16 protein-coding genes are annotated in these 19583 nt (G+C 70.3%); 8 read left to right on the top strand and 8 right to left on the bottom strand.

What is annotated here, in order from left to right; translation table 11 throughout:
- Positions 1-35 precede the first annotated feature (35 nt).
- The 4 genes from BM145_RS05575 (at position 36) to BM145_RS05560 (ending at position 2120) form a co-directional block, all read left to right on the top strand.
- Complete coding sequence (locus tag BM145_RS05575; RefSeq protein ID WP_245739099.1) at positions 36-209, top strand: hypothetical protein; 174 nt, start codon at positions 36-38, stop codon at positions 207-209.
- On the top strand, positions 206-865 hold the full coding sequence (locus tag BM145_RS05570) for a UPF0149 family protein (protein ID WP_093332327.1): 660 nt from the start codon (positions 206-208) through the stop codon (positions 863-865). Before BM145_RS05575 ends, BM145_RS05570 begins: the two co-directional genes overlap by 4 nt.
- Before the next feature lie 72 nt (positions 866-937).
- Positions 938-1489: a PRC-barrel domain containing protein gene (locus BM145_RS05565; protein WP_177200094.1), complete on the top strand. Its 552-nt coding sequence runs from the start codon at positions 938-940 to the stop codon at positions 1487-1489.
- Between the two features lie 133 nt (positions 1490-1622).
- Positions 1623-2120, top strand: coding sequence for a hypothetical protein (locus BM145_RS05560; protein WP_093332325.1), 498 nt, complete (start codon positions 1623-1625; stop codon positions 2118-2120).
- 279 nt (positions 2121-2399) lie between these two features.
- On the opposite strand, the gene BM145_RS05555 is transcribed toward BM145_RS05560, so the two are convergent.
- Entirely contained in the window at positions 2400-3041 is a 642-nt protein-coding gene (locus BM145_RS05555) for a class I SAM-dependent methyltransferase (RefSeq protein ID WP_218149616.1), read from the bottom strand.
- 169 nt (positions 3042-3210) lie between these two features.
- Between BM145_RS05555 and BM145_RS05550 the strand changes: the two genes are divergently transcribed.
- The 3 genes from BM145_RS05550 (at position 3211) to BM145_RS05540 (ending at position 5619) form a co-directional block, all read left to right on the top strand.
- Positions 3211-4275: a spore photoproduct lyase family protein gene (locus BM145_RS05550; RefSeq protein ID WP_093332324.1), complete on the top strand. Its 1065-nt coding sequence runs from the start codon at positions 3211-3213 to the stop codon at positions 4273-4275.
- A gap of 101 nt (positions 4276-4376) precedes the next feature.
- Positions 4377-5381 (top strand): SDR family oxidoreductase, encoded by a 1005-nt coding sequence (locus BM145_RS05545; protein WP_177200093.1) that lies wholly within the window; start codon positions 4377-4379, stop codon positions 5379-5381.
- Positions 5382-5418: 37 nt separating this feature from the next.
- Positions 5419-5619, top strand: coding sequence for a hypothetical protein (locus tag BM145_RS05540; protein ID WP_177200092.1), 201 nt, complete (start codon positions 5419-5421; stop codon positions 5617-5619).
- A 28-nt stretch (positions 5620-5647) separates the two neighbouring features.
- Here the strand turns inward: BM145_RS05540 and BM145_RS05535 are convergent, their stop codons facing one another.
- The 6 genes from BM145_RS05535 to BM145_RS05510 form a co-directional block, all read right to left on the bottom strand.
- Positions 5648-5977, bottom strand: coding sequence for a hypothetical protein (locus BM145_RS05535; protein ID WP_218149615.1), 330 nt, complete (start codon positions 5975-5977; stop codon positions 5648-5650).
- Between the two features lie 153 nt (positions 5978-6130).
- Positions 6131-8401, bottom strand: coding sequence for a glycoside hydrolase family 3 N-terminal domain-containing protein (locus tag BM145_RS05530; RefSeq protein WP_093332319.1), 2271 nt, complete (start codon positions 8399-8401; stop codon positions 6131-6133).
- A gap of 10 nt (positions 8402-8411) precedes the next feature.
- The gene (locus tag BM145_RS05525; protein ID WP_093332318.1) at positions 8412-10439 is read right to left on the bottom strand and encodes a hypothetical protein; all 2028 of its coding nucleotides are present in this window, start codon (positions 10437-10439) and stop codon (positions 8412-8414) included.
- Positions 10440-10622: 183 nt separating this feature from the next.
- Positions 10623-13568, bottom strand: a complete 2946-nt coding sequence (locus tag BM145_RS05520) for a TonB-dependent siderophore receptor (protein ID WP_093332315.1) — start codon at positions 13566-13568, stop codon at positions 10623-10625.
- Positions 13569-13660: 92 nt separating this feature from the next.
- Positions 13661-14584 carry a FecR family protein gene (locus tag BM145_RS05515; protein ID WP_093332314.1) on the bottom strand — a complete coding sequence of 308 codons (924 nt, stop codon included), beginning with the start codon at positions 14582-14584 and terminating at the stop codon, positions 13661-13663.
- Positions 14571-15146: an RNA polymerase sigma factor gene (locus BM145_RS05510; protein WP_245739097.1), complete on the bottom strand. Its 576-nt coding sequence runs from the start codon at positions 15144-15146 to the stop codon at positions 14571-14573. Before BM145_RS05510 ends, BM145_RS05515 begins: the two co-directional genes overlap by 14 nt.
- Positions 15147-15381: 235 nt before the next feature.
- Between BM145_RS05510 and BM145_RS05505 the strand changes: the two genes are divergently transcribed.
- Entirely contained in the window at positions 15382-16368 is a 987-nt protein-coding gene (locus BM145_RS05505; RefSeq protein ID WP_218149614.1) for an IS5 family transposase, read from the top strand.
- A gap of 265 nt (positions 16369-16633) precedes the next feature.
- On the opposite strand, the gene BM145_RS05500 is transcribed toward BM145_RS05505, so the two are convergent.
- A complete protein-coding gene (locus BM145_RS05500) occupies positions 16634-19501 on the bottom strand; it encodes a M16 family metallopeptidase (RefSeq protein ID WP_093332302.1) in 2868 nt (955 codons plus the stop codon).
- Between the last annotated feature and the right edge of the window lie 82 nt (positions 19502-19583).

The raw sequence follows: 19583 nt of genomic DNA, 5'->3' as shown, positions 1-19583 counted from the left end.
AGCGGACGTCCATGCTCAGGATGCGGATCAAACGCTTGAATGCTCGGACCGAGCGGGCGATCGACCGCCTCGCCGCCGTCGAGATGTCGGTGGCGGCGCTCGGCGACGAGGATCTGCTCGACCTCGCCGACATCTTCGCGGCGGGCGATCCGACGCCGCTGCGCGAGATGGCGGCGGCCGAGATGCATCGACGCGGCCTCACCTTGTGAAGCGGCTTCCGTCGCGCTTCCGGCGCCTCGACGGCGCGCTCGCCGACCTGCCGGTCGAGGAGCCAATGCTGCTCACCGAACTCGACGGTTTCCTCACCGGGCTGCTGGTCTGTCCCGAGGCGATCCCGCCGGCCGAGTGGATGACGGTCGTCTGGGGCATGGAGGCGGACGGTGTCCCGCCGTTCGAGGACCCGCTGGACGTGCAATGGTTCGCGGCCGCGGTGGCGGCGCGGCACGACGAGATCGCGCGCGACCTCGCCCGCGGCAAGCTCCAGCCGATCCTCGACGTTGACGAGCGCGACGGCGAGGTGTTGTGGGAATATTGGGTGGACGGCTTCGCCGAGGCGATCGGGTTGCGGCCGGACGCCTGGCAGGCGCTGGCGGACAATCCGGAACGGTCGGCACCGTGGTCGCGCCTGGCGACGCTGATCGAGGTGGCGCAGGGCGAGAGCGACCTCGACAGCGTCGCGGTCAACGCGTTGCATGACGGTGCGGTGAGCGACCTCACCGATGCCGTTCAGCGCCTGTACGCGGCGGCCGATGGCGTCGCGAGCGGGACCGCGATCGCCGCGGTCGCAACGCCCACGACGAAGGTCGGCCGCAACGACCCCTGCCCCTGCGGGTCCGGCCGGAAGCACAAGCGCTGCTGCGGCTGATCGGGCGTCGTACCGGCGGGAGCGTCGAGGCGGTCGCGGGCGTTGTGTGTCGCTCGAACCGGGAGAAGATGGATGGCGGATATGGCGGGCTGGGTCGCGCTGGTCGCGACCTGTGTCGCGGCACTGATGACCGCGTCCAACCTCGGCGCGCGCGTCACCGGCTGGGGCTTCGTCATCTTCACCGTCGGTGCGGTGGGCTGGATCGTCGTCGGGTTCGCGACCGGTCAGCAGCAGCTGCTCTACTCCAACCTGTTCCTCGGGCTGGTCGACCTGTTCGGCGTCTGGCGGTGGCTGGGCCGCCGCGCCCGCATCAGCGACGCGTCCCGCGCGGAGGAAGACCGCAGCACGGCCCGGCCCGGAGAAACGCTGTTCTCGGTCGCGTCGCTCGATGGCCTGCCGGTCAAGGCAGCTGACGGCACGGTCGCAGCCCACGCAGTGGACGCGCTCGCCAGCTGCGCGGGCGGCGGAATAGACTATCTCGTAGTGCGCGTCGGCGGCCTGGCAGGTATCGCCGAGACGCTGCACCGGCTGCCATGGTCCGACGTGACGGTGCGCGACGGCGAGGTGGTGACGAAGCTTCCGGCGAACACCTTTCCGAATCTCGCCGCAGCGGGACCGAGGTGACGCACGAGGGCCCGAGCCGGAGCAGTTTCGATGGTTATGCCTCGACCCCAAGAACTTCGCGAATGGCCTTGCTCTATCAGCTAATCGGACTACTTGTCAGGGAAAGTATCATGGTAGCAGCAAGGAATTAGCAGTGGCCCTGAAAGACATTATCGCCAAGCTGTCGCCGGACAACGAGAAGCTCTTCCACCACGATCCCGACGCCGACCGCCGGCCTGTTCTGGAGCGTATCGCCAAGAACCGCGAGGCATTCGCCGATCCCTCCAAGAAGGTTCGCGGCGGCAAGTGGTTCGAGATCGGCAACAACGCGATGGTGGCCTTTACCCCGACCCGCGTCGACGGGCAGCCGATCGTCATCGACGGGCAGTCGGTGACCTTCTGGCCAGCGGCCGACTTTCCCTCCATCCTCGACGCGTTCGAAGCTGCGGTGCGGGCCGGCGAGATCGACAACCAGTTGGAAGGCAGCACGCCCGCCGGTGCGAGCCTGCCGGCACGCGAGCTGAAGCAACCGCGTCAACGCGCCCGGCGATCGGACGCCGGCGTGTCTCGCGGCTGGTCCGACGAGCGACGCGCTAAGTTCGCGGAAACGATCGCGGCGCGCAACGCTGCCCGCCGCGATCCCGAAGGCTGAGCCGATCCGGGCATTGACTGACCTCGCCGACGTAACGCGCGCATCGGTGCCGCCGCTCCGGTAGCTCTTCCACGCAGCGCCACAGCTCGCGATCTCGGAGGGGTGCCGGTCTCCGGCGTCATCGCGTCTTCGAGATCGACTTCACGTCAGAGCGCCTGTCCGCGGGAACGGGCGGGGCGCCGAGCGGCAGGACGGCACCATTGAACCCGGCCAGCGGAGTGGCAGAGGGGCGGCCGGGTGAGATCGAGCGCGACATGCCCCTCGTAGCTCGCCGCAAGATCAGCGCGATCGACCGCAAGGCACACGGGCCGTAACGGCGACGAGTGGATCGCCCGCGCAGCCGTCCGCCAGCAGCGTCGCCGCGACGTCGTGGAAACCGGCCGCGTCGAGGTAGCGCCGGATGAGCGCGGCCTGACCCTCCATGTCGAGCGCGCGCCAGATCGCGACCGCCTTGGTCGGGAAGCAGCGGTTGGCGTAGCTGGCGATCACCAGGCCCCCCGGCCTGAGGACGCGGTGCACCTCGCGGAAGACGGCGAGCGGCTGCTGCAGGTACTGCACGCCGACGCAGATCAGGACGGCGTCGAAACCGGCGTCCGGTTCGGGGAGCGTCGGGTCGCGGTTGAGGTCCTGCACGAACCAGCGCCGGAGACGCGGGTTGGACGCGAGCTCCTGCGCGTTCATGCCGTGGCCGACGACGTCCGCGTCGAGATCGTCGGGCAGATGGCTGACCCAGCTCGACATCAGGTCGAGGACGCGGTCCCCGTCCTTCAGCAGCGCGGCATAATGGCGCGTGAGCGCTGCCACCGCGTCCTCGTCGATGTGCGTGACCAGGCGGGGCGGCGCGTAGAAATCGAGATCGGCGCCGTCGTCCTGCTTGTCGAAGGCATGTTCCGGCAAGCCGAGCGCGCGGGCGTCGCTCACGGCCGATCTGCCAGGTGCGCGCAACCGGCGGCGTGCATGGTTCGCCTGCTTGCGGCGGTGCCCGGAGCGACGATCGCGATCATGCCGGGACGACGCTTGCAGCCGGACGGGGTTCCGCGGGCGGCAGGCTGACATGGTCGCGGCGCGGCCGCGATCCCATATGCCTGCCATGGCGCTGCCGCGAACGCTGATCGATCCCAGACTGATCTACCTGGAGCCGGCTATCCGTGACTATCGCCGCGGGCGGGAGGTGCTGGCGCGCTTCCCCGATGCCGAGCTGGTCGAAGTGGCGAGCCATTGGAAGATCCCGCAGCTGGCCGATCCCGCACTTGCCGAAGATTGGCTGCGGGTGAAGCGCGAGATTCTGGTGCTGGGGGTCAAGAAGGGCATGCAGATGCGCCCCAACGGCCGGTCGGCGGACTTCATCGCACCATCGTCGTCGAACGGCTGCGCGATGGCGTGCGCCTATTGCTATGTCGGGCGGCGCAAGGGCTACGCCAATCCGATCAGCATCTTCGTCAACATCGACGACGTCACCCGCGCGCTCGCCCGTCACGCCGCCAAGCTTGGTCTCAAGCCGGAGCCGAACACGATCGATCCGGTCGACTGGGTCTACGACCTGGGCGAGAACGGCGACCTGTCGGTCGACGCGTCGCTGTCCGACAACGTTCGCGACCTCGTCGCCGCGTTCCGCGGCATCCCGGGGGCCAAGGGCTCGTTCGCGACCAAATACGTCAACCGCGACCTGCTCGGCTACGACCCGCAAGGGCGGACGCGCATCCGCTTCAGCCTGATGCCGGAGACGATCGCCAGGGTGGTCGATGTCCGCACCTCGCCGATGAGCGAGCGGATCGCCGCCATCAACGACTTCGTCGCCGCCAGGTACGAGGTCCATGTCAATTTCTCGCCCGTCATCGTCCACGAAGGATGGGAAGCCGAGTGGAAGGCGTTGTTCGCCCAACTCGACGCCGCGCTGTCGCCGGCCGCGCGGGCGCAGCTCAAGTGCGAGGTGATCTTCCTGACCCACAACGAAGGGTTGCACGACCTCAACCTGCGCTGGCACCCCAGGGCGGAGGAGTGGCTGTGGCGGCCCGACATCCAGGAGGCGAAGTGGAGCCAGTCGGGCATGCGCAACCTCCGCTACAAGGCCGGCTGGAAGCGGCAGTGGCTCGACCGGTATCTCGGCTGGCTGGCCGAGGCGCTTCCCTATTGCGAGGTCCGCTACGCCTTCTGACCGGTGCACCAGCGTTAGCTTCGTCGCAGGTAGCCGCGCGCGGCCTGCAACCAACGGCGCCACCGCGCGTCCGACGAACGCAACGGCGCAAAGGATGGATGATGGCTGGCACGGCAGTGGTGACGGGCGGCAGCGCGGGGATCGGCCTGGCAACCGCGGAGCGACTGGCAAATGCCGGATGGAACGTCGCGATCATCGCGCGCGACGCGGCGCGGCTGGAGGACGCGCGCGCCATGCTGGAGCGGCAGGGCGGACGGGTGCTGGCGATCGGCGCCGACGTGGCCGACGCCGCCGCGATCGACGCCGCCGCCGAGCGGATCGAGCGCGAGCTCGGCCCCATCGACGCGTGGGTCAACAACGCCATGTCGACGGTGGTCGCGCCCGCCGATCGAATCAGCGCCGCCGAGTATGAGCGCGTGACCGCCACCACCTATCTCAGCCAGGTACACGGCACGCTGGCGGCGCTCCGGCACATGAAGCCGCGCGGGCGCGGCGCCATTGTACAAATATCATCGGGGCTCGGCATCCGCGCGGTGCCGCTCCAGGCGGCCTATTGCGCGGCCAAGTTCGCGGTGTCCGGCTTCACGGACTCGCTGCGCGCCGAGTTGATCGCCGACGAGGTGCCGGTGACGCTCACCGTCGTCTACCTCCCCGCGGTCAACACGCCGCAGCCCGGCTGGGCGCGCAATCACACGGGTCGGGAACAGGTGCTGCCCGATCCGCTGTTCGACCCACGACTGTGCGCGGAGGCGATCGTGTCCGCGATCGACCAGCCCCAGCGGGAGATCTGGGTCGGCCGCTCGACCTTGAAGATGGCCGTCGCGCAGGCGCTGGCGCCGGGCTTCGCCGACCGGCAGGCGAGCGGTTTCGGCGAGAGCCAGCTCGCCGGGCCGATCGGCGACAAGCCGGGCAATCTCGACCAGCCGGTACCGGGGCCCGCCCGCATCGACGGCGACGCGACCGACCGCGCGATCGACAACCGGCGCGAATTCTTCACCTCGCGGCAGCGCGACCTGCTCAAGCTAGGCGTCGGCGGTGGCATCGCCGGCATCGGCGCGCTCGCCGGGTTCGGCCTATCGCGCCTGCTCGCGCGGCCGAGCCGCTGAGGAACCGGGGACGCCGACGCGGCGCTTAGGCGACCGGGTGGCACTGCACTTCATCGGCTTTCGCGGGGACGAATACAGCCGTGCCGTCCGCGTCTTCGGCGAGCCCGACTTCATCCATATCGGCTGGGACCGCTGGGCGAAGCTGGAGGTGATGCCCGGCGACGTGGCAGTGTTCGCGCGCGGAACCGCCGATGACGAGCCGTCCGCGTTCGGCTTTCCGGATCTTCGCGAGACGTGAGCGTGAAGCGGGTGTCCGGCTCAGGCGATCAATCGAGTTGGGCCGCGTGCCGGTCGGCCCACTCCTTGCCCTCGTCGCCGCCCCATAGCAGCCAGGCGACGTAACCGGCGGACGGATCGCTGTCCGATCCCCACTCATGCGACTTACCCTTCTTGTCGACCTCGTGCCGCGCGAAGTAGCTGTGCATCGACTTGACGTCCTCCACCGTCAGCTCCTCCTGCGCGGCGAGCTGTTCGGCCCGGTGCTTGCCGACGTCCGTGCCACCGCGATGGAACTCCTCGCGGAGCTTCAGCCCCTTCTTGGCGTTCGCCGCCATCTTCGCCGTCGGCTTGAACGTGTCGGTCATCATCGTCCCCATGCATCCGCCTCGTCCGTCAAGGACGTCGCGGCGCTACAACGCACGTGCGACCGGTTGGACCGATGTCCTGGATTAATCATCGAGCGAAATCCCGCCAGGAGCTGCGCTTCGCAGAATCCTGACCTTCCCCGGAGCGCTGGTCCGTCGAGAGGGTTAACCAAGTGCCGGCAAGCCGCGCGACACGGCGTCGGCGGTGGCCGCGTCCACGTCGAGCCGCACGGTCGCGCCGGGATCGGCGCTCGACTGCGCGACGATCAGGTCGAACTCGCCGGACTCGACCAGGCGGCGGCCGTCGGCGGTGACGATCGCCAGCTCGGCGAGGGGCAGCGACAGGGTCTCCCGCGCGGAGGCGCCGCCCGCGACCTCGACGCGCGCGAGGGCGATGAGGCGGCGGCGCGGCTGGGTACGGCTGGCGACGCGGTCGTGGACAAAGAGCTGGAGCACCGCCGTCCCGGCCCGCGCAGTCAGGTTGCGGACCGTTACGGCGACCTCGGCAGTGCGCGACCGCACCGTCAGCTGCGCGTCGTCCAGTGCGAAGCGGGTATAGGTCAGCCCGTGACCGAAGCCGTAGAGCGGGCGGTCGGGTGCGTCGTTCCAATGGGCGCGGCCGGGCTGCATCGGCGCGTCGTCGGGGGCGGGCCGGCCGGTGGGCGGACGGTCGTAGCTCCAGGGCTGCTGCCCGGTCGCGAGCGGGAAACTGACGGGCAGGCGGCCGCTCGGCGCGACGCGGCCGGTGACCATGTCGGCGACCACGTCGCCGGTCGCCTCACCCAGGAACCAGCAGGCGAGGATCGCGCGCGCGTCGCGCACCGCGCCTTCCAGTGCCAGCGCGCGGCCGTGGCGCAGCAGCACGACGACGGGCGTGCCGGTCGCGGCGACCGCCTCCGCCAGGGCCTGCTGCGCGGGCGGGACGGTGATCGCGACGCGACTGTTGCCCTCGCCCGACATGTCCGCCGCCTCGCCGATCGCGAGCAGCACCACGTCGGCGGCGCGGGCGGCGGCGACGGCGCGGTCGATCCCGCCCGGTCGAGGATCGTGGATGCCGCTGCCGGGCTCCACCACGAGGTCACGAATGCGACGGCGCAATCCCGCCGCCAGCGACACGCCGTCCGTCGCACCCGCGAACGACCAGGGACCGTTGAGGTTCGCGGTGTCCTCGGCGAAGGGGCCGATCAGCGCGGCGCGCGTGCCCGGCGACAAGGGCAGGAGATCGCCCTCGTTGCGCAGCAGCACCATCGAGCGCGCGGCGACCTCGCGCGCCATCCGGCGGATCGCGGGCGCGCGCGTCTCCCGCCGCTCCGCCGAGATGTCGAGCGAGCGATAGGGATCGTCGAACAGGCCGAGCGCGGTCTTGAGCGCCAGCACGCGCCGCACCGCCTGGTCGACGCGCACCATCGGCACCGCGCCGGCGGCGACCAGGCCGGGCAGGTGCGCGTTGAACAGCCCGCTCTGCATCGACACGTCGATCCCGGCGAGGATGGCGAGCCGGGCGGCGTCCGCCTCGTCCGCGGCGACACCGTGCGCGATCAGCTCGCGATCGGCATCATAGTCGGAGACGCAAACGCCCGCGAAGCCGAGGCCCTCGCGCAGCGTGTCGGTCAGCAGCGGCCGATTGGCGGTGGCGGGCACGCCGTTGACCGCGGTGAAGGAGGCGATGGTCGCCGCCGCGCCCGCACGAAAGGCGGCGGCGAAGGGCGGCAGGAAAACCTCGCGCATCTGCGCGTCGGACAGGTCGACGGCGCCGTATTCCATGCCGCCCACGACCGCGCCGTAGCCAGCGAAATGCTTGGGCGTGGCGGCAAGGGCGTCGGCACGCGACAGGTCGGTGCCCTGAAAGCCGCGCACGCGCGCGGCGGCGAGCAGGCGGTTCAGGTAGACGTCCTCGCCCGCCCCCTCTGCCACGCGCCCCCAGCGCTGGTCGCGCGCGACGTCGACCACGGGTGCGAAGGTCCAGTGCAAGCCACCCGCCGCGGTTTCCCGCGCGATCGCCCGCGCCGTGCGCCCGGACAGATCGGGATCGAAGGCGGCGGCCTCGGCCAGCGGGATGGGGAAGATGGTGCGGCAGCCGTGGATCACGTCGGCGGCGAAGACCAGCGGTATGCCGAGGCGGCTCTCCAGCGCCGCCGCCTGCGCGCGGCGGGCACCGGCCACGCCGTAGCCGTTGAACAGCATGCCGACCCGCCCGGCACGGATCGCGGCGAGCTGCGCCTCGGCCCCGCTCGCGTTGACCACCGGGTTGAACACGGCGCCGACCGGCCTGATCTCGTCGTTGAAGCAGGACAGCTGCCCCGCCTTCTCCTCGATCGTCATGGCGGCGAGGAGGTCGTCGATCCGCCGCGCCGCCGCTCCCGCCGGCATCGGCATCGCCGCTCCCGCGGCGAGCCACCCCGCGCGGACGAGCAGCGATCGGCGATCGATGGTCATCGGGTGGACGTCATTGGGTGGGCGGGCGGAGCGCCAGGAACACCGTGCTCCACAGCTGCGCCGCGTTCGATTCGTCGACGTCGGCGCCCGAGGCACCGAAGGGCGCGACACGGTAGCGGCCGTCGGCATAGGCCCAAGACCAGAGTTCGGACGTCCGTACCTCCCCGGCCGCGCCGATGGCGCGCCACAGCCGGGTGCGCAGCGCCACCAGCCGCGCCCGCGTCGCCGCCGGCAGGTCGGCACGCGCCAGCTGCCGGTCGAGCCCGGCCGCCAGGATCGCCTGCTGCCACGACCAGACAACCGTACCGTGATAGGCGTTCGCCCCGAACCGCCCCTGCACCTCGGCCGAAGCATAAGCGGGATTGGCGACGAGCAGCCCGACATCGGTCATCAGCCCCGCCGGGAACGGCCGGGCGATCGCCTCCACCGACCGGTCCAGGCTACCGGCGTCCGGCCGGGTGAAGAGCAGCGCGAAACCGTCGTCGGAATGCACCACCGGCACCGGCCGTCCTGCCGCGTCGAGCGACAGCGCGTTGAACGACAGCGGTGCGGTGCCGAGCGCGGCCAGCGCGGGCGCGGCGGGCACGCCGACCTTGGCGGCGTAGCGCCGGACGTCCTCGCGCGCCTCCGCCGCGGGCAGCGTCAGCGCGAACAACGGTGGGGCAGCCCTTGTCCAGACCTGCGCCTGCGCCGCCGCACGGGCGATCGCCGCGCGCTCGGCCTGAGTGCCGTAGGGGCGGAGCAGCGGCGCCAGCTCGCCGATCGCGCCGAGCGCGGCCGGCACCCATACCGCGTTGACGTCGTAGGCGTAGCGACCGCGGCCCAGCCCCTCCTCGCTGTCGCGCCACTGCCCGGTCAGGCGACCGTCCTTGATCGCGACCAGCCGGCGATAACCGGGATCGGCGGCGAAGGCGGCGGTGCGGCCGACCACCCAGGCGAAATTGCGCGCGAGCAGGTCGCCGCGCCGCTCCCCACCCGCGGTACGGCTCGCCAGGAACGCCGCCGCACGCGGCCGCCCGCGCTCGAGCAGCCAGGCACGGGCGACGGGCGCCAGCATGAAATCGTCATCGACCATGGCATAGTCGTAGATCGGCGCGTCCGTGCGACCGCGCCCTTCCCTGGCATTGCGCAGCACCGCGAACTCGCCGATGTCTTCCTCGTGCGCGACCTCGCCATTGGCGGCGAGCCGGACGAGCACCGACGACAGTCCGTCCTCCACCGCGGCGGGTTGCAGCACCGGCATCAGCAGGCGCAGCGACATCAGCGTGTCGCGCCCGAAATAGGTATCGAACCGCCACGATCCCGCGAGATACTTCTCGCCGTAGGACAGGAATTGCAGCGCGTTGCGGGTGCGCTGGTCGTCGCGCGCGCGATCGTTGAGCAGCGCCGCGCCGGCCAGCGGCGTCAGCGGCGTCTCGCCGGTTTGCGCCACGACGTCGATGCTGATCCGCCCCGACGTCCCGGCGGTGATCCCGCTCTCCGTCACCACCGTGTCGCCACGGCCGATGATCTGGAGGAGATAACCCGGCGCACCGTCCAGCCGATCTCGCGCCCAGGTCACGGAGGCGCCGCCGCCGTGCATACCACCGAGCAACCTCGGCGCGACGATCACCTCAGCCGGTGCACGGCGGAGCAGTTCATAGTCGCGCAGGATGCGGATCGAGGTGCCGAGTCCCTGCCGGAACCGCAACTCGCGCGCGTCGACCGAGACACTGGCCCGAATGCCCCGTAACGGCCGGCCACGGGCATCGCCGGCCGGCCACACGCGCGGCGGCGCGTCCAGCGTCCACGTCACCGGTCGGGCCGTCTTCTCGAACCACAAGGCCACACCACTGTTGCCGGCGGGGAACCCCACCAGGATGCGCGGATCGGTGCCGGCGCGCAGCAGCAGGTGCGCGGCGATCGGGCCTTGCCGGAAGAAGGCGTTGATGTTGCGCCCCTCGTCGATGCGGAAGGCGAGCGGCGCGGACGCGGGACGCTGCGCCGACCCGGCGACCCCGGTTCCGATGAGGAGAAGCGCGGCGGCGAGACGGATCATGGAAGCTCCCGAATTGCTATAACGAGACGCGACACGATACCACTCGCCCCGCTACGAAAGGATCGATCGCCTATCCACCATCGTCACCCCGGGCTTGTTCCAGGGGTCCAGGGCCAAGCGGCGGCATTGGCTGCCGCGCTGGATGCCGGACGAGCCCGGCATGACGGGGGCCGGTAGCGATCATCAGAAATCGAAACGCAGGCTCGCGATGGCGTTGGTGCCGTTGATGGGCCGTGCGAAGTAGAAGTTGGAGCCGGTGTTCTCGACGAAGCCGGCGCGCGGATTGCCCTCCGTCAGGCCGACCGCGTTGCCGATGTTCTCGACCGAGGCGTTGAACGTCACCCCTTGCGTCACCTTGAGCAGCACGCCCGCGCCGAACACGTCGTAGCTGGGCAGCACCAGCGAGTTGGAGATGTCGGCGTAGATCTTCCCGATATGCTTCCAGCTGCCGTAGATCTCGCCGATGTCGTTCGGCAGCACGATGGAGGGCGTGACGTTGACGTTCACCGCCGGCGTCCGCTCCGGCTTGTTGCCGTCGAAGCCGTTGACCTGGTCGCGCAAGGATTGCGCGATCTGGCCGACGTCGATCGGGTTGCCGGCCTGGAAGGCGGTAAGCGAGCGGATGTCGATGCTCGAATCCTGGATCACGCCGGTCGCCTGGATGCGGAACCAGTCGACCGGGCGCAGCGTCACGTCGAACTCGCCGCCATAGACCTTGATGCCGGCGTTGGCGGTGAGCTGCTGGAGCACGCTGGCGCCGTTCACCACCGTCTGCACGTCGCGCGACTGCGGGTAATCGAGGAACTTGGTGTAGAAACCGGTCACCGATGCCTGGACCAGGCGGCTCGCGTAGCGCACGCCGCCCTCGGCGAAGCGCAGGTTGGTCGGGCGGTTCTGCTCCTGCGCCTGGAAGCCGGTGGCGTAGCGGCCGTACACCGCCAGCCGATCGGTCAGCAGGTAATTGGCGCCCAGCGTCCAGGCGATCTTGTTGAACTCGCGCCGCTGCCGCGAGAAGGTCCCGTCGAAGCTGCCGCCGCCGAACTGCGCGATACAGTTGTTGGCGATGATGTTGTCGTTGTCCTGGATGATCGCGCAGCCGGGTCCTGGAGCGAACGTTCCCGCCGTGACGATCGGCGTCGCGCCGACCGTGTTGCCGCCGCGGCGGTTGAAGACGAAATGCTCGAAGCGGATGCCGCCGTCGATGCGCAACCGGTCCCACAGGGTCAGCTGATCGGTCGCGTAGCCGGAGATCGAGGTGAATTTGGCGATGCTCGCCCCCTCGCCGAAGGTGCCGTAGTTGAGGAAGCCGTTCTCCGTCAGCGACCCGACGACGCCGCCCACCGCGTTCAGCGCCACCACGTCGACCCGGCGCGCACGGTCCTGCACGTCGGAGAGGAACGTCGCTGCGCCGATCGCGTCGTTGTAGCGGCTGGAGCGAGTGAACAGGCCGCCCAGCGTCAGCGAGTTGCTGACGCTGTCGCCGCGCGTCTCCCACGTCACGCCGGTGTCGCTGTTGAACTCCTTCACCCGCGCCTTGTTGTCGCCGATCACGCTCTCGGCGATCAGGCCGTTGCCGTTGAGCGCGTTGAGCGCCGCCGTGCCCTGGATGATCTGGCCGGTGTCGACGTAGCGGAGCGCCAGGCTGCCCGCCCCGCGCGGCGCGAAGGTGCTGAGCGCCAGCGCCGAGGTGGCGTTGACCGACCCGGCGAGCGGGTTGGTGTTGAGCCGCTCCGAGGCGAGCTGGAGCGCGGAATTGTCGTAGGAGAAGATCGAGTTGAAGTTGGTGCGGAACCGCGTGTAGCGGCCGCGCGCGAAGAAGTTGACGTCCTCGCCGAAATCCTGCGTCAGGTCGTAGCCGTAGGATTGCGAGCGGGTGTGGACGCCGTCCTCCAGGTCGATGTCCTCGAACGATCGCCCGGTGGTCGGCGTTGTGCGGGTGCGGACCAGCGCGAAGTCGCGGCTCTGGAGCAGGCCGTGCTGCGCCGACAGGCCGGGGATCGAGCGGGGGTTGCCGACGCCGGTGACCGGGATCGGCACGAAGAAGGTGTTGTGGTCGTCGACCACTTTCGCCGACAGCGTCAGCTTGCCGGTGTTCCACCGCTGCGACACCGCCCCGCGGAAGATGAAGCCGTGATTGGCGTCGTAGCCGGGATCGCGGATGCCATCGTCCTTGCGGTAGAAGCCACCGAGCGCGATCGCGGTGTTCTCGCCGATCGGCTTGGTCATGAACGCGTCGACGCGCGCGGTGCCGAAGGACGAGGTGGTCAGCTGGAACGTGCCGCCCGCCCTATCGAAATCCGGTTTGCGGGTGATGAAGTTGATCGTCGCGCCGGCGCCGTTGACCGTCAGGATGCCCGACGAGCCGGAGCGCACCGCCTCCAGCCGGTCGATGAACACCTCCTGCTTCAGGATCGTGTCGCTGAGCGCGTTGATGTAGAAGACGGGCAGCCCGTCCTCCTGCAACTGCACGAACTGCTGGCCGCCGCCGGCGAGGCCGCGGACCGAGAAGTTGTTCGACACCTCGCCGCCCGACCCCTCGACGAAGATGCCGGGGATCAGCTCCAGCGCCTGGGCGGTCGAGCGGGGCGCCTTGCGGTCCAGGTCCTCGCGCGTCGCCACGGTGATCGCCGAGGAGGAAGTGAGCACGGTGGTGCCGCGTGCGCGGGTGCCGGTGACGACGATCTCGTTCAGCTCGTCGTTGACCTGCTCGGTCGGTGCCTCGCCCGGTTGATTGACGTTGTCGGCCTGCGGCTGGGCGGCGTTCTCGGCCGGGCTGGTCTGCGTCGCGCTCTGTGCCGGCGGCTGCTGCGCGGCGACACGGGGGGCCGCGGCGGCGAGCACCGCGGTGCGGCCGTCGAACGAGACCAGGCGCAGGCCCGCTCCCGCGGTCAGCCGGCGCAAGGCGGACGCCACCGGCATGGTGCCGCGCAACCCGGCGACGCGGCGACCGCGCGTCGCATCCTCCGGCGCGATGATCTGGATGCCGGCCTGCCGCGCGAAGCTGACGATGCCGCTGGCGGCGGCCTGCGAGGCGACGTCGAAGCTGCGCGACTGGGCATAGGCGACGGCCGGCGTCGCGGCGACCATGGCGACGACGGAGGCCATGGTGAGCGAGGTGTGAAGGCGCATGATATAGACTCCCCGTTGTTCGGCGCGTCTGCGGCACGCCTGTCGTTGCTCGGATGCGCGGGGGCCGCATTTCCGTCGGTGCCGACCGAGATTTATTGCACGATACGGATCGCCTCGGCGTGCTGCTCGATGCGTGCGCCCGTCATCGCCGCGGCGGAGCGGGCGAATCCCTCCACGTCGCGTGTCCGGAACCAGCCGACGATGCGTCGCTCGGCCAGCGCCGCCTCCACCGCCAGCTGCCGGTCGTTGTAGCGGTTGAACTCGGCCGCCGCGTCGCCCAGCGTCATGCCGTCCAGCACGATCTCGCCGCGCCGCCAGGCGAGTGCGTCGGCGACGCCGCCGTCGCGCACCACCGCCGCGCCGGCGCCCGCCTCCTCGGCGACGCTCGCGCGGCGGCCAGCGTCCAGGAACAGGAAGCGCGCCGGGTCGGCGAGCGACCAGATCCGCACCCGCCCCTCGGTCACCGCCACCTCGGCACGGCCGGCGATGCGGCGGACGGCGAAGGCGGTGCCCACCGCCTCGACGCGCACGGCCCCCACCTCCACCACGAACGGCCGGGCACGATCCTTGGCCACCTCGAACCACGCCTCGCCGCGGTCGAGCGTCACCTGCCGCCGCTCGGCCGTGTAGGCGACGCGCGAGCGGCTGTCGGTGTTGAGCAGCATGGTCGACCCATCGGCGAGCCGAGCGCGACGCTGCTCGCCGCGTAGCGTCGCCACCACGTCGTCCTCGCCCGGTTGCCACCACAGGAACGCCCCCACCGCGGCGACCGCCGTCAGCGCGGCACCGCGCATCGCACCGGCCAGCCAGCGGCGGCGGTCGGGCGCGCGCGGCTCCTCGGCCGGCAGCGGATCGGGCACCAGCGTCGCCCAGGCGGCCTGCGCGCGCAGCAGCGCGCCGCGATGGCGCGGATCGTCCGCCAGCCACGCGTCGAGCTCGGCGCGCGCCTCGTCGTCGAGCGGCGCGCGGTCGAGCCGTACCGCCCACTCGGCGGCGCTCGCGTCAACGGCGGACACGAACGCGCCTCCCCGCGCGCGGGCGCATCGGCAGTTCGGCCCGCTCGCCCTCGCTTAGCCCGGCGAGCAGCGCGCGCAGGCCGCGCGACAGGTCGTTCTCGACCACCGTCTCGGTGACGCCCAGCCGCTCGGCGATCTGGCGCTGCGACAGGCCGTCGAGCTTGCGCAGGCGGATCGCGGTGCGCGCCCGCTCCGGCAGGGCGGCAAGCAGCGCGTCGACCCGCTCCAGCAGCCAGCGCCCGCCGACGACGCGATCGGGCGACAGCTCGTCGGCGGCGAGCGCGGCCTCCATGTCGGCGGCCGACCCCGCCGCCTCGATCCGCACCACCCGCTGGCGCCGCAGCTCGACGAGCACGACGTTGCGCGCGGTCTGGAACAGGTAACGGCGCGGATCCTCGATCCGGTCGAGATCGCGGACGGCCGCCAGCCGGCAATATGTCTCCTGCACCACGTCGTCCACGTCACATCCCGGAAAGACGCCGCGCAGCCAGCGGCGCAGGGCCGGCTCCGCCGGCAGAACGTGCCGCGCCACCCATGCCACCAAGACCGTCGACGTGCCCATTCGCCCCTCTTGTCCGGGTAGATGCGCGACGCGCACGCTTCCGTCGCGGCCTGGGCAGCTAGGGCGGATCGACATTCAACGCTTCACCTCATCATCCACCCCGGCGAAGGCCGGGGTCCCGCTGGGAGACGCGAACAATCGGTCGTCGCACCTCTTCCACGACCTTCCCGACTGGACCCCGGCCTTCGCGAGACCTCTGCGAAAGTAGCTGACGAATGTAGACGGAAGTGATTCGATGGTCCGTGGAGTGGAGGGCTGGGTCATGGATCAGCGACGGTTTGTTGAGGCGTTTCTGCCGACAGGCTTCGGGCGCAATGCGCGGCTGGAGCGGATCGCGGCGCTGATCGACTGGGCACCGCTGGAGGCTTTGGTGCGACAGGTGCGGCCTGGGGAGACGGGGCGCCCGCCTTACAGGGCGCTCGCGATGCTGCGGGCGCTTTTGCTCCAGCAATGGTACGGCTTGTCCGACCCAGGGCTGGAGGAGGCCTTGTCCGACCGGGTGTCGTTCCGGCGCTTCTGCGGGCTAGCGCTGGAGGAGCCGACGCCGGACGAGACGACCTTGTGCCGGTTCCGGCTGGCGCTGGTGAAAGCGGGTCTGGGCGATGCCTTGTTCGCCGAGGTGTCGCGCCAGCTCGAGACGGCAGGTTTCATGGTCAAGGCCGGTACGCTGATCGACGCCTCGCTGGTCCAGGCCACGGTACGCCAACCGCCGAACGGCTCGAGCCCCATGGGGCAGGAGAGCCGTTCGCCGCATGACCCGGATGCCAACTGGACGCGCACGGCATGCGGCACGAAGCGGTTCTTCGGCTACAAGGTGCATGTCGGCGTGGACCAGGGCTCGGGGATCATCCGCAGCCGGACGGTGACGCCGGCCAAGGTCTATGAAAGCGAGGTCGCCGATGATCTCGTGATCGGCGACGAGAAGGCGGTCTACGCCGACAAGGCGTACGAGAAGCGGGCACGGCACGAGACGCTGAAAGCGCGCGGCATTAAGGACCGCATCCAGCATCGCCGCGTACGCGGCCAGCCCGCGCTGCCGCCCTGGCAAGCCATTCGCAACAAGCTCATCGGCCGTGTGCGCACCGCCGTCGAGCGCACCTTCAGCGAACTGAAACGCGGACCTTACGGCTTTGTGCGAATGCGCTATCGCGGCCTGACACGCTGCCGTCTGCATTTCGACCTTTCGGTCATCGCCTACAATCTGCGACGTGCCGCCGGGTGATCGCCCGAACACGCCACCCAACTGACGCCACCCCCCATCAAGACCGAGGAACCAACTCGCAGTACTCCTCCTGGCAAATGCAACGCTCGCCCATCTCGCCCAAAACGCCAGACACAACGTCTTTCGCAGAGGTCTTGCCTTCGCCGGGTTGGAAAAATGCCGAATGTCGATCCGACCTAGAGCATGATGACCTGACGTCGATCCACTCTCACTCCTTCGCTCCGATCCTGTTCCCCGGTAAAGGCCGGGAAACAGGACCGTCTCCTCAGTTCCCCGCGGCGGATGCGCCCGCGGGCTGCGCCGGCACGCCGGCCACCGCGCTCGCCGGCATCAGCTCGACCGGCAGCCCCACCGCGTCGAGCTGCGGCCGTACCGTCTTGGCGTCGCCGACCACGACCCAGATCGTCTTGGCCGGATCGAGGGCACCCTGGATCGCGGCGTTGAGCTGCGGCAGCGTGAACCCGCGATAGCGCTGCGTGATCGTCGCGTAATAATCGTCGGGGCGCTTGAAGCGGTCGTTGGCCTGCATCGCCGAGAGCACCGCGCCCGCGGTCTCGAAATTGCCCGACAGCGAGCGCGTCGCGCCGGTGATCGCGCGGTCGAACTCGACCCGCGTCATCGGCTCCTTGCCCAGGAACGCCACGATGTCGTCGCGCGCCGAGACGATCGACGGGCCGGTCTTGTCGGCCTGAACGGGCGCGTTGAGGAGGAAGGGCGCGGCCTGTTCGGACTGCACGAAGCTGCCGCCCGCGCCGTACGACCAGTGCCGCCGCTCACGCAGGTCCATGTTGATGCGACCGAGGAAGCTGCCGCCGAGCGCGTCGTTGGCGGTGGCGACCGGCAGCAGGTCCTGCGTGCCGCGCAGCCCCGTCGGGATCGCCGCGGCGATCAGCGACTGCGGGCTGTCGGGACGATCGATCAGCACCACCTTGGGGCTCGTGGGCCGCGACGGTGCCGAGAAGTCCTTGGTCCCCGCCGCGCCGGTCGCGCGCCAGTCGCCGAACCGGGCATCGAGCGCGGCGCGCACCTCGGCGAGCGGCCGGTCGCTGACCACGAAGACCTTGGCCTTGTCGGGCCGCAGCCACGCCTGCTGGAAGGCGCGCAGGTCGGCGGGGGTCAGCGTCGCCACCGCGCGCGGATCGCCCGCTCCTTGCGCCTTCGCGTAGGGCGAGGCGGCGCCGTAGACGAGCTTGGGAACGACGCGGCCGCTCAACCCTTCCGGGCTGGTCAGTTCCTGCTGGATCTGCGCCAGCTGCTGGTTACGCACGCGCGCGGTCTCGGCCGGATCGAAGCGCGGGTTGCGCGCGATGTCGGCGAACAGGTCGAGCGCGAGGCCGAGATTGGCGCTCGGCACGTCCAGGTTGAGCGTCGTCCGGTCGCTGTTGAAGCCCGAGCCGATATTGGCGCCCAGCCGCTCCTTCTCCTCGGCGATGCGGATCGAGTCGCGGGTGGTGGTGCCCTCGTCCAGCATGCTCAGCGCGAGCTGCTGCGTGCCGAGCTTGCCGGTCACGTCCGCGGCGACGCCGGCGTCGAACGACAGCGCCAGCTGCGTGACCGGCACGGCGGTGCGCTGCGCGTAGACCAGCTCCATACCGTTGGAAAGGCGCGCGCGCTGCACCGCCGGGAAGCTCAGCCCGGCGATCTCGCCGACCGCCGGCAGCGGCCCGCGCGTGCCCTTGACCGGCGTCTCCGGCGCGACCGCGACCTCCGCCTTGGCCGGCACCTCGGCCTCCTCGTATGCGGCCCGCGGCCCTTGAAGCACGGTGAGCGCGTAGGGGGGGCGCGACAGCCACTTGTCGGCCGCCGCCTTGACGCTGGCGGGCGTCGCGGCGGCGAGCTGCTCCAGCTGTTTCTTGTAGAAGCCCGGATCGTTCGAGTAGAGTGCCCCCTCGGCCAGCGTCACCGCCTTGCCCTGGAAGCCGCCGACCGACTCCAGCCCACGGATCGTCCGCGCCGCCGAGGTGGTGGCATAGCGACTGACCTCGTCCGCGGTGGGACCGTTCTTCAGGAAATCGGCCATGATCTCGTCCACCCGGCGCGACACCAGCGCCGGGTCGACGCCCGGCCGCACGATCACGTTAACGCCGAAGGTGCCGACCTGCGCGTAGCTGTTGTTCGACGCGCTGGCGCTCACCGCCAGCTTCTCCTGCTTGACCAGGATGTTGTCGAAGCGCGACGACGACAGGCCGCCGAGCACGCCCGCGGCGACGTCCAGCAGTACCGCGTCCTTGTCGTTCAGGCCGGGGACCGCCCAGTTGCGGGTAATCATCACCGCCGCGACCCGGTCGGTCATCGTCTCGGCCTTGGGTGCGGGCAGCGTCGGGATCGGCGCGGGCGGCGCCTTGCTCTGCGGGCCGCGCTTGATCGCGCTGAAATATTTCTCCACCAACGGCCGCGCGGTCGCGACGTCGATGTCGCCGGCCAGCACCAGCACCGCGTTGTTGGGGCCGTAATGGTCGGTGAACCAGTCCTTCACCGTCTGCAGCGACGCCGCGTCGAGATCGGCCATCGATCCGATCGTATCGTGGCCGTAAGGGTGGGTCGCCGGGAACAGCCCCTCGGTGATCTTGTAGTCGACCAGGCCATAGGGCTGGTTGTCGCCCTGCCGCTTCTCGTTCTGCACCACGCCGCGCTGCTCGTCGAGCTTGGCCTGCGTCACCGCGCCGAGCAGATAACCCATCCGATCCGATTCCAGGAACAGCGCCCGCTCCAGCGCCGCCTTGGGCACGGTCTCGAAATAGTTGGTCCGATCGTAGAAGGTCGTGCCGTTATAGTTGGTGGCGCCGACCTGCTTCAGCGGCTCGAAGAAGTCGTCGGGCGCGTTCTCCGACCCGTTGAACATCAGATGCTCGAACAGATGCGCGAAACCGGTCTTGCCCTTCGGCTCGTTCTTGGAGCCGACGTCGTACCACACGCTGACCGCGACGACCGGCGCCTTTCGGTCGGTATGGACGATGACGCGCAGGCCGTTGGACAGCGTGAACTGCTGATATGGAATGTCGACCTTCGCGACCAGCGACGCCACCGGCGCCGGCTTGCCCGCCGCCGGAGTGGCGGCCCGCTGCTGGGCGACGGCCGGTACGGCCAGCGCGATCACGGCGGCACCCGACAGTGCGGCGAACTTCGACGGCATGCTTCTCTCCTCGGTGTTGTACCAAGGTATAGCAGCACGACGAGCCGGGGCAATATGCGGGTGAGCCGAGGGCGCGGCGCAC

This window comes from Sphingomonas rubra (genome assembly GCF_900115745.1).
In the GTDB taxonomy this organism is placed as follows: Bacteria; Pseudomonadota; Alphaproteobacteria; order Sphingomonadales; family Sphingomonadaceae; genus Sphingomonas; species Sphingomonas rubra.
The sequence above is the reverse complement of the archived record's forward strand: the minus strand, read 5'-3'. Positions and strand labels throughout refer to the sequence as shown.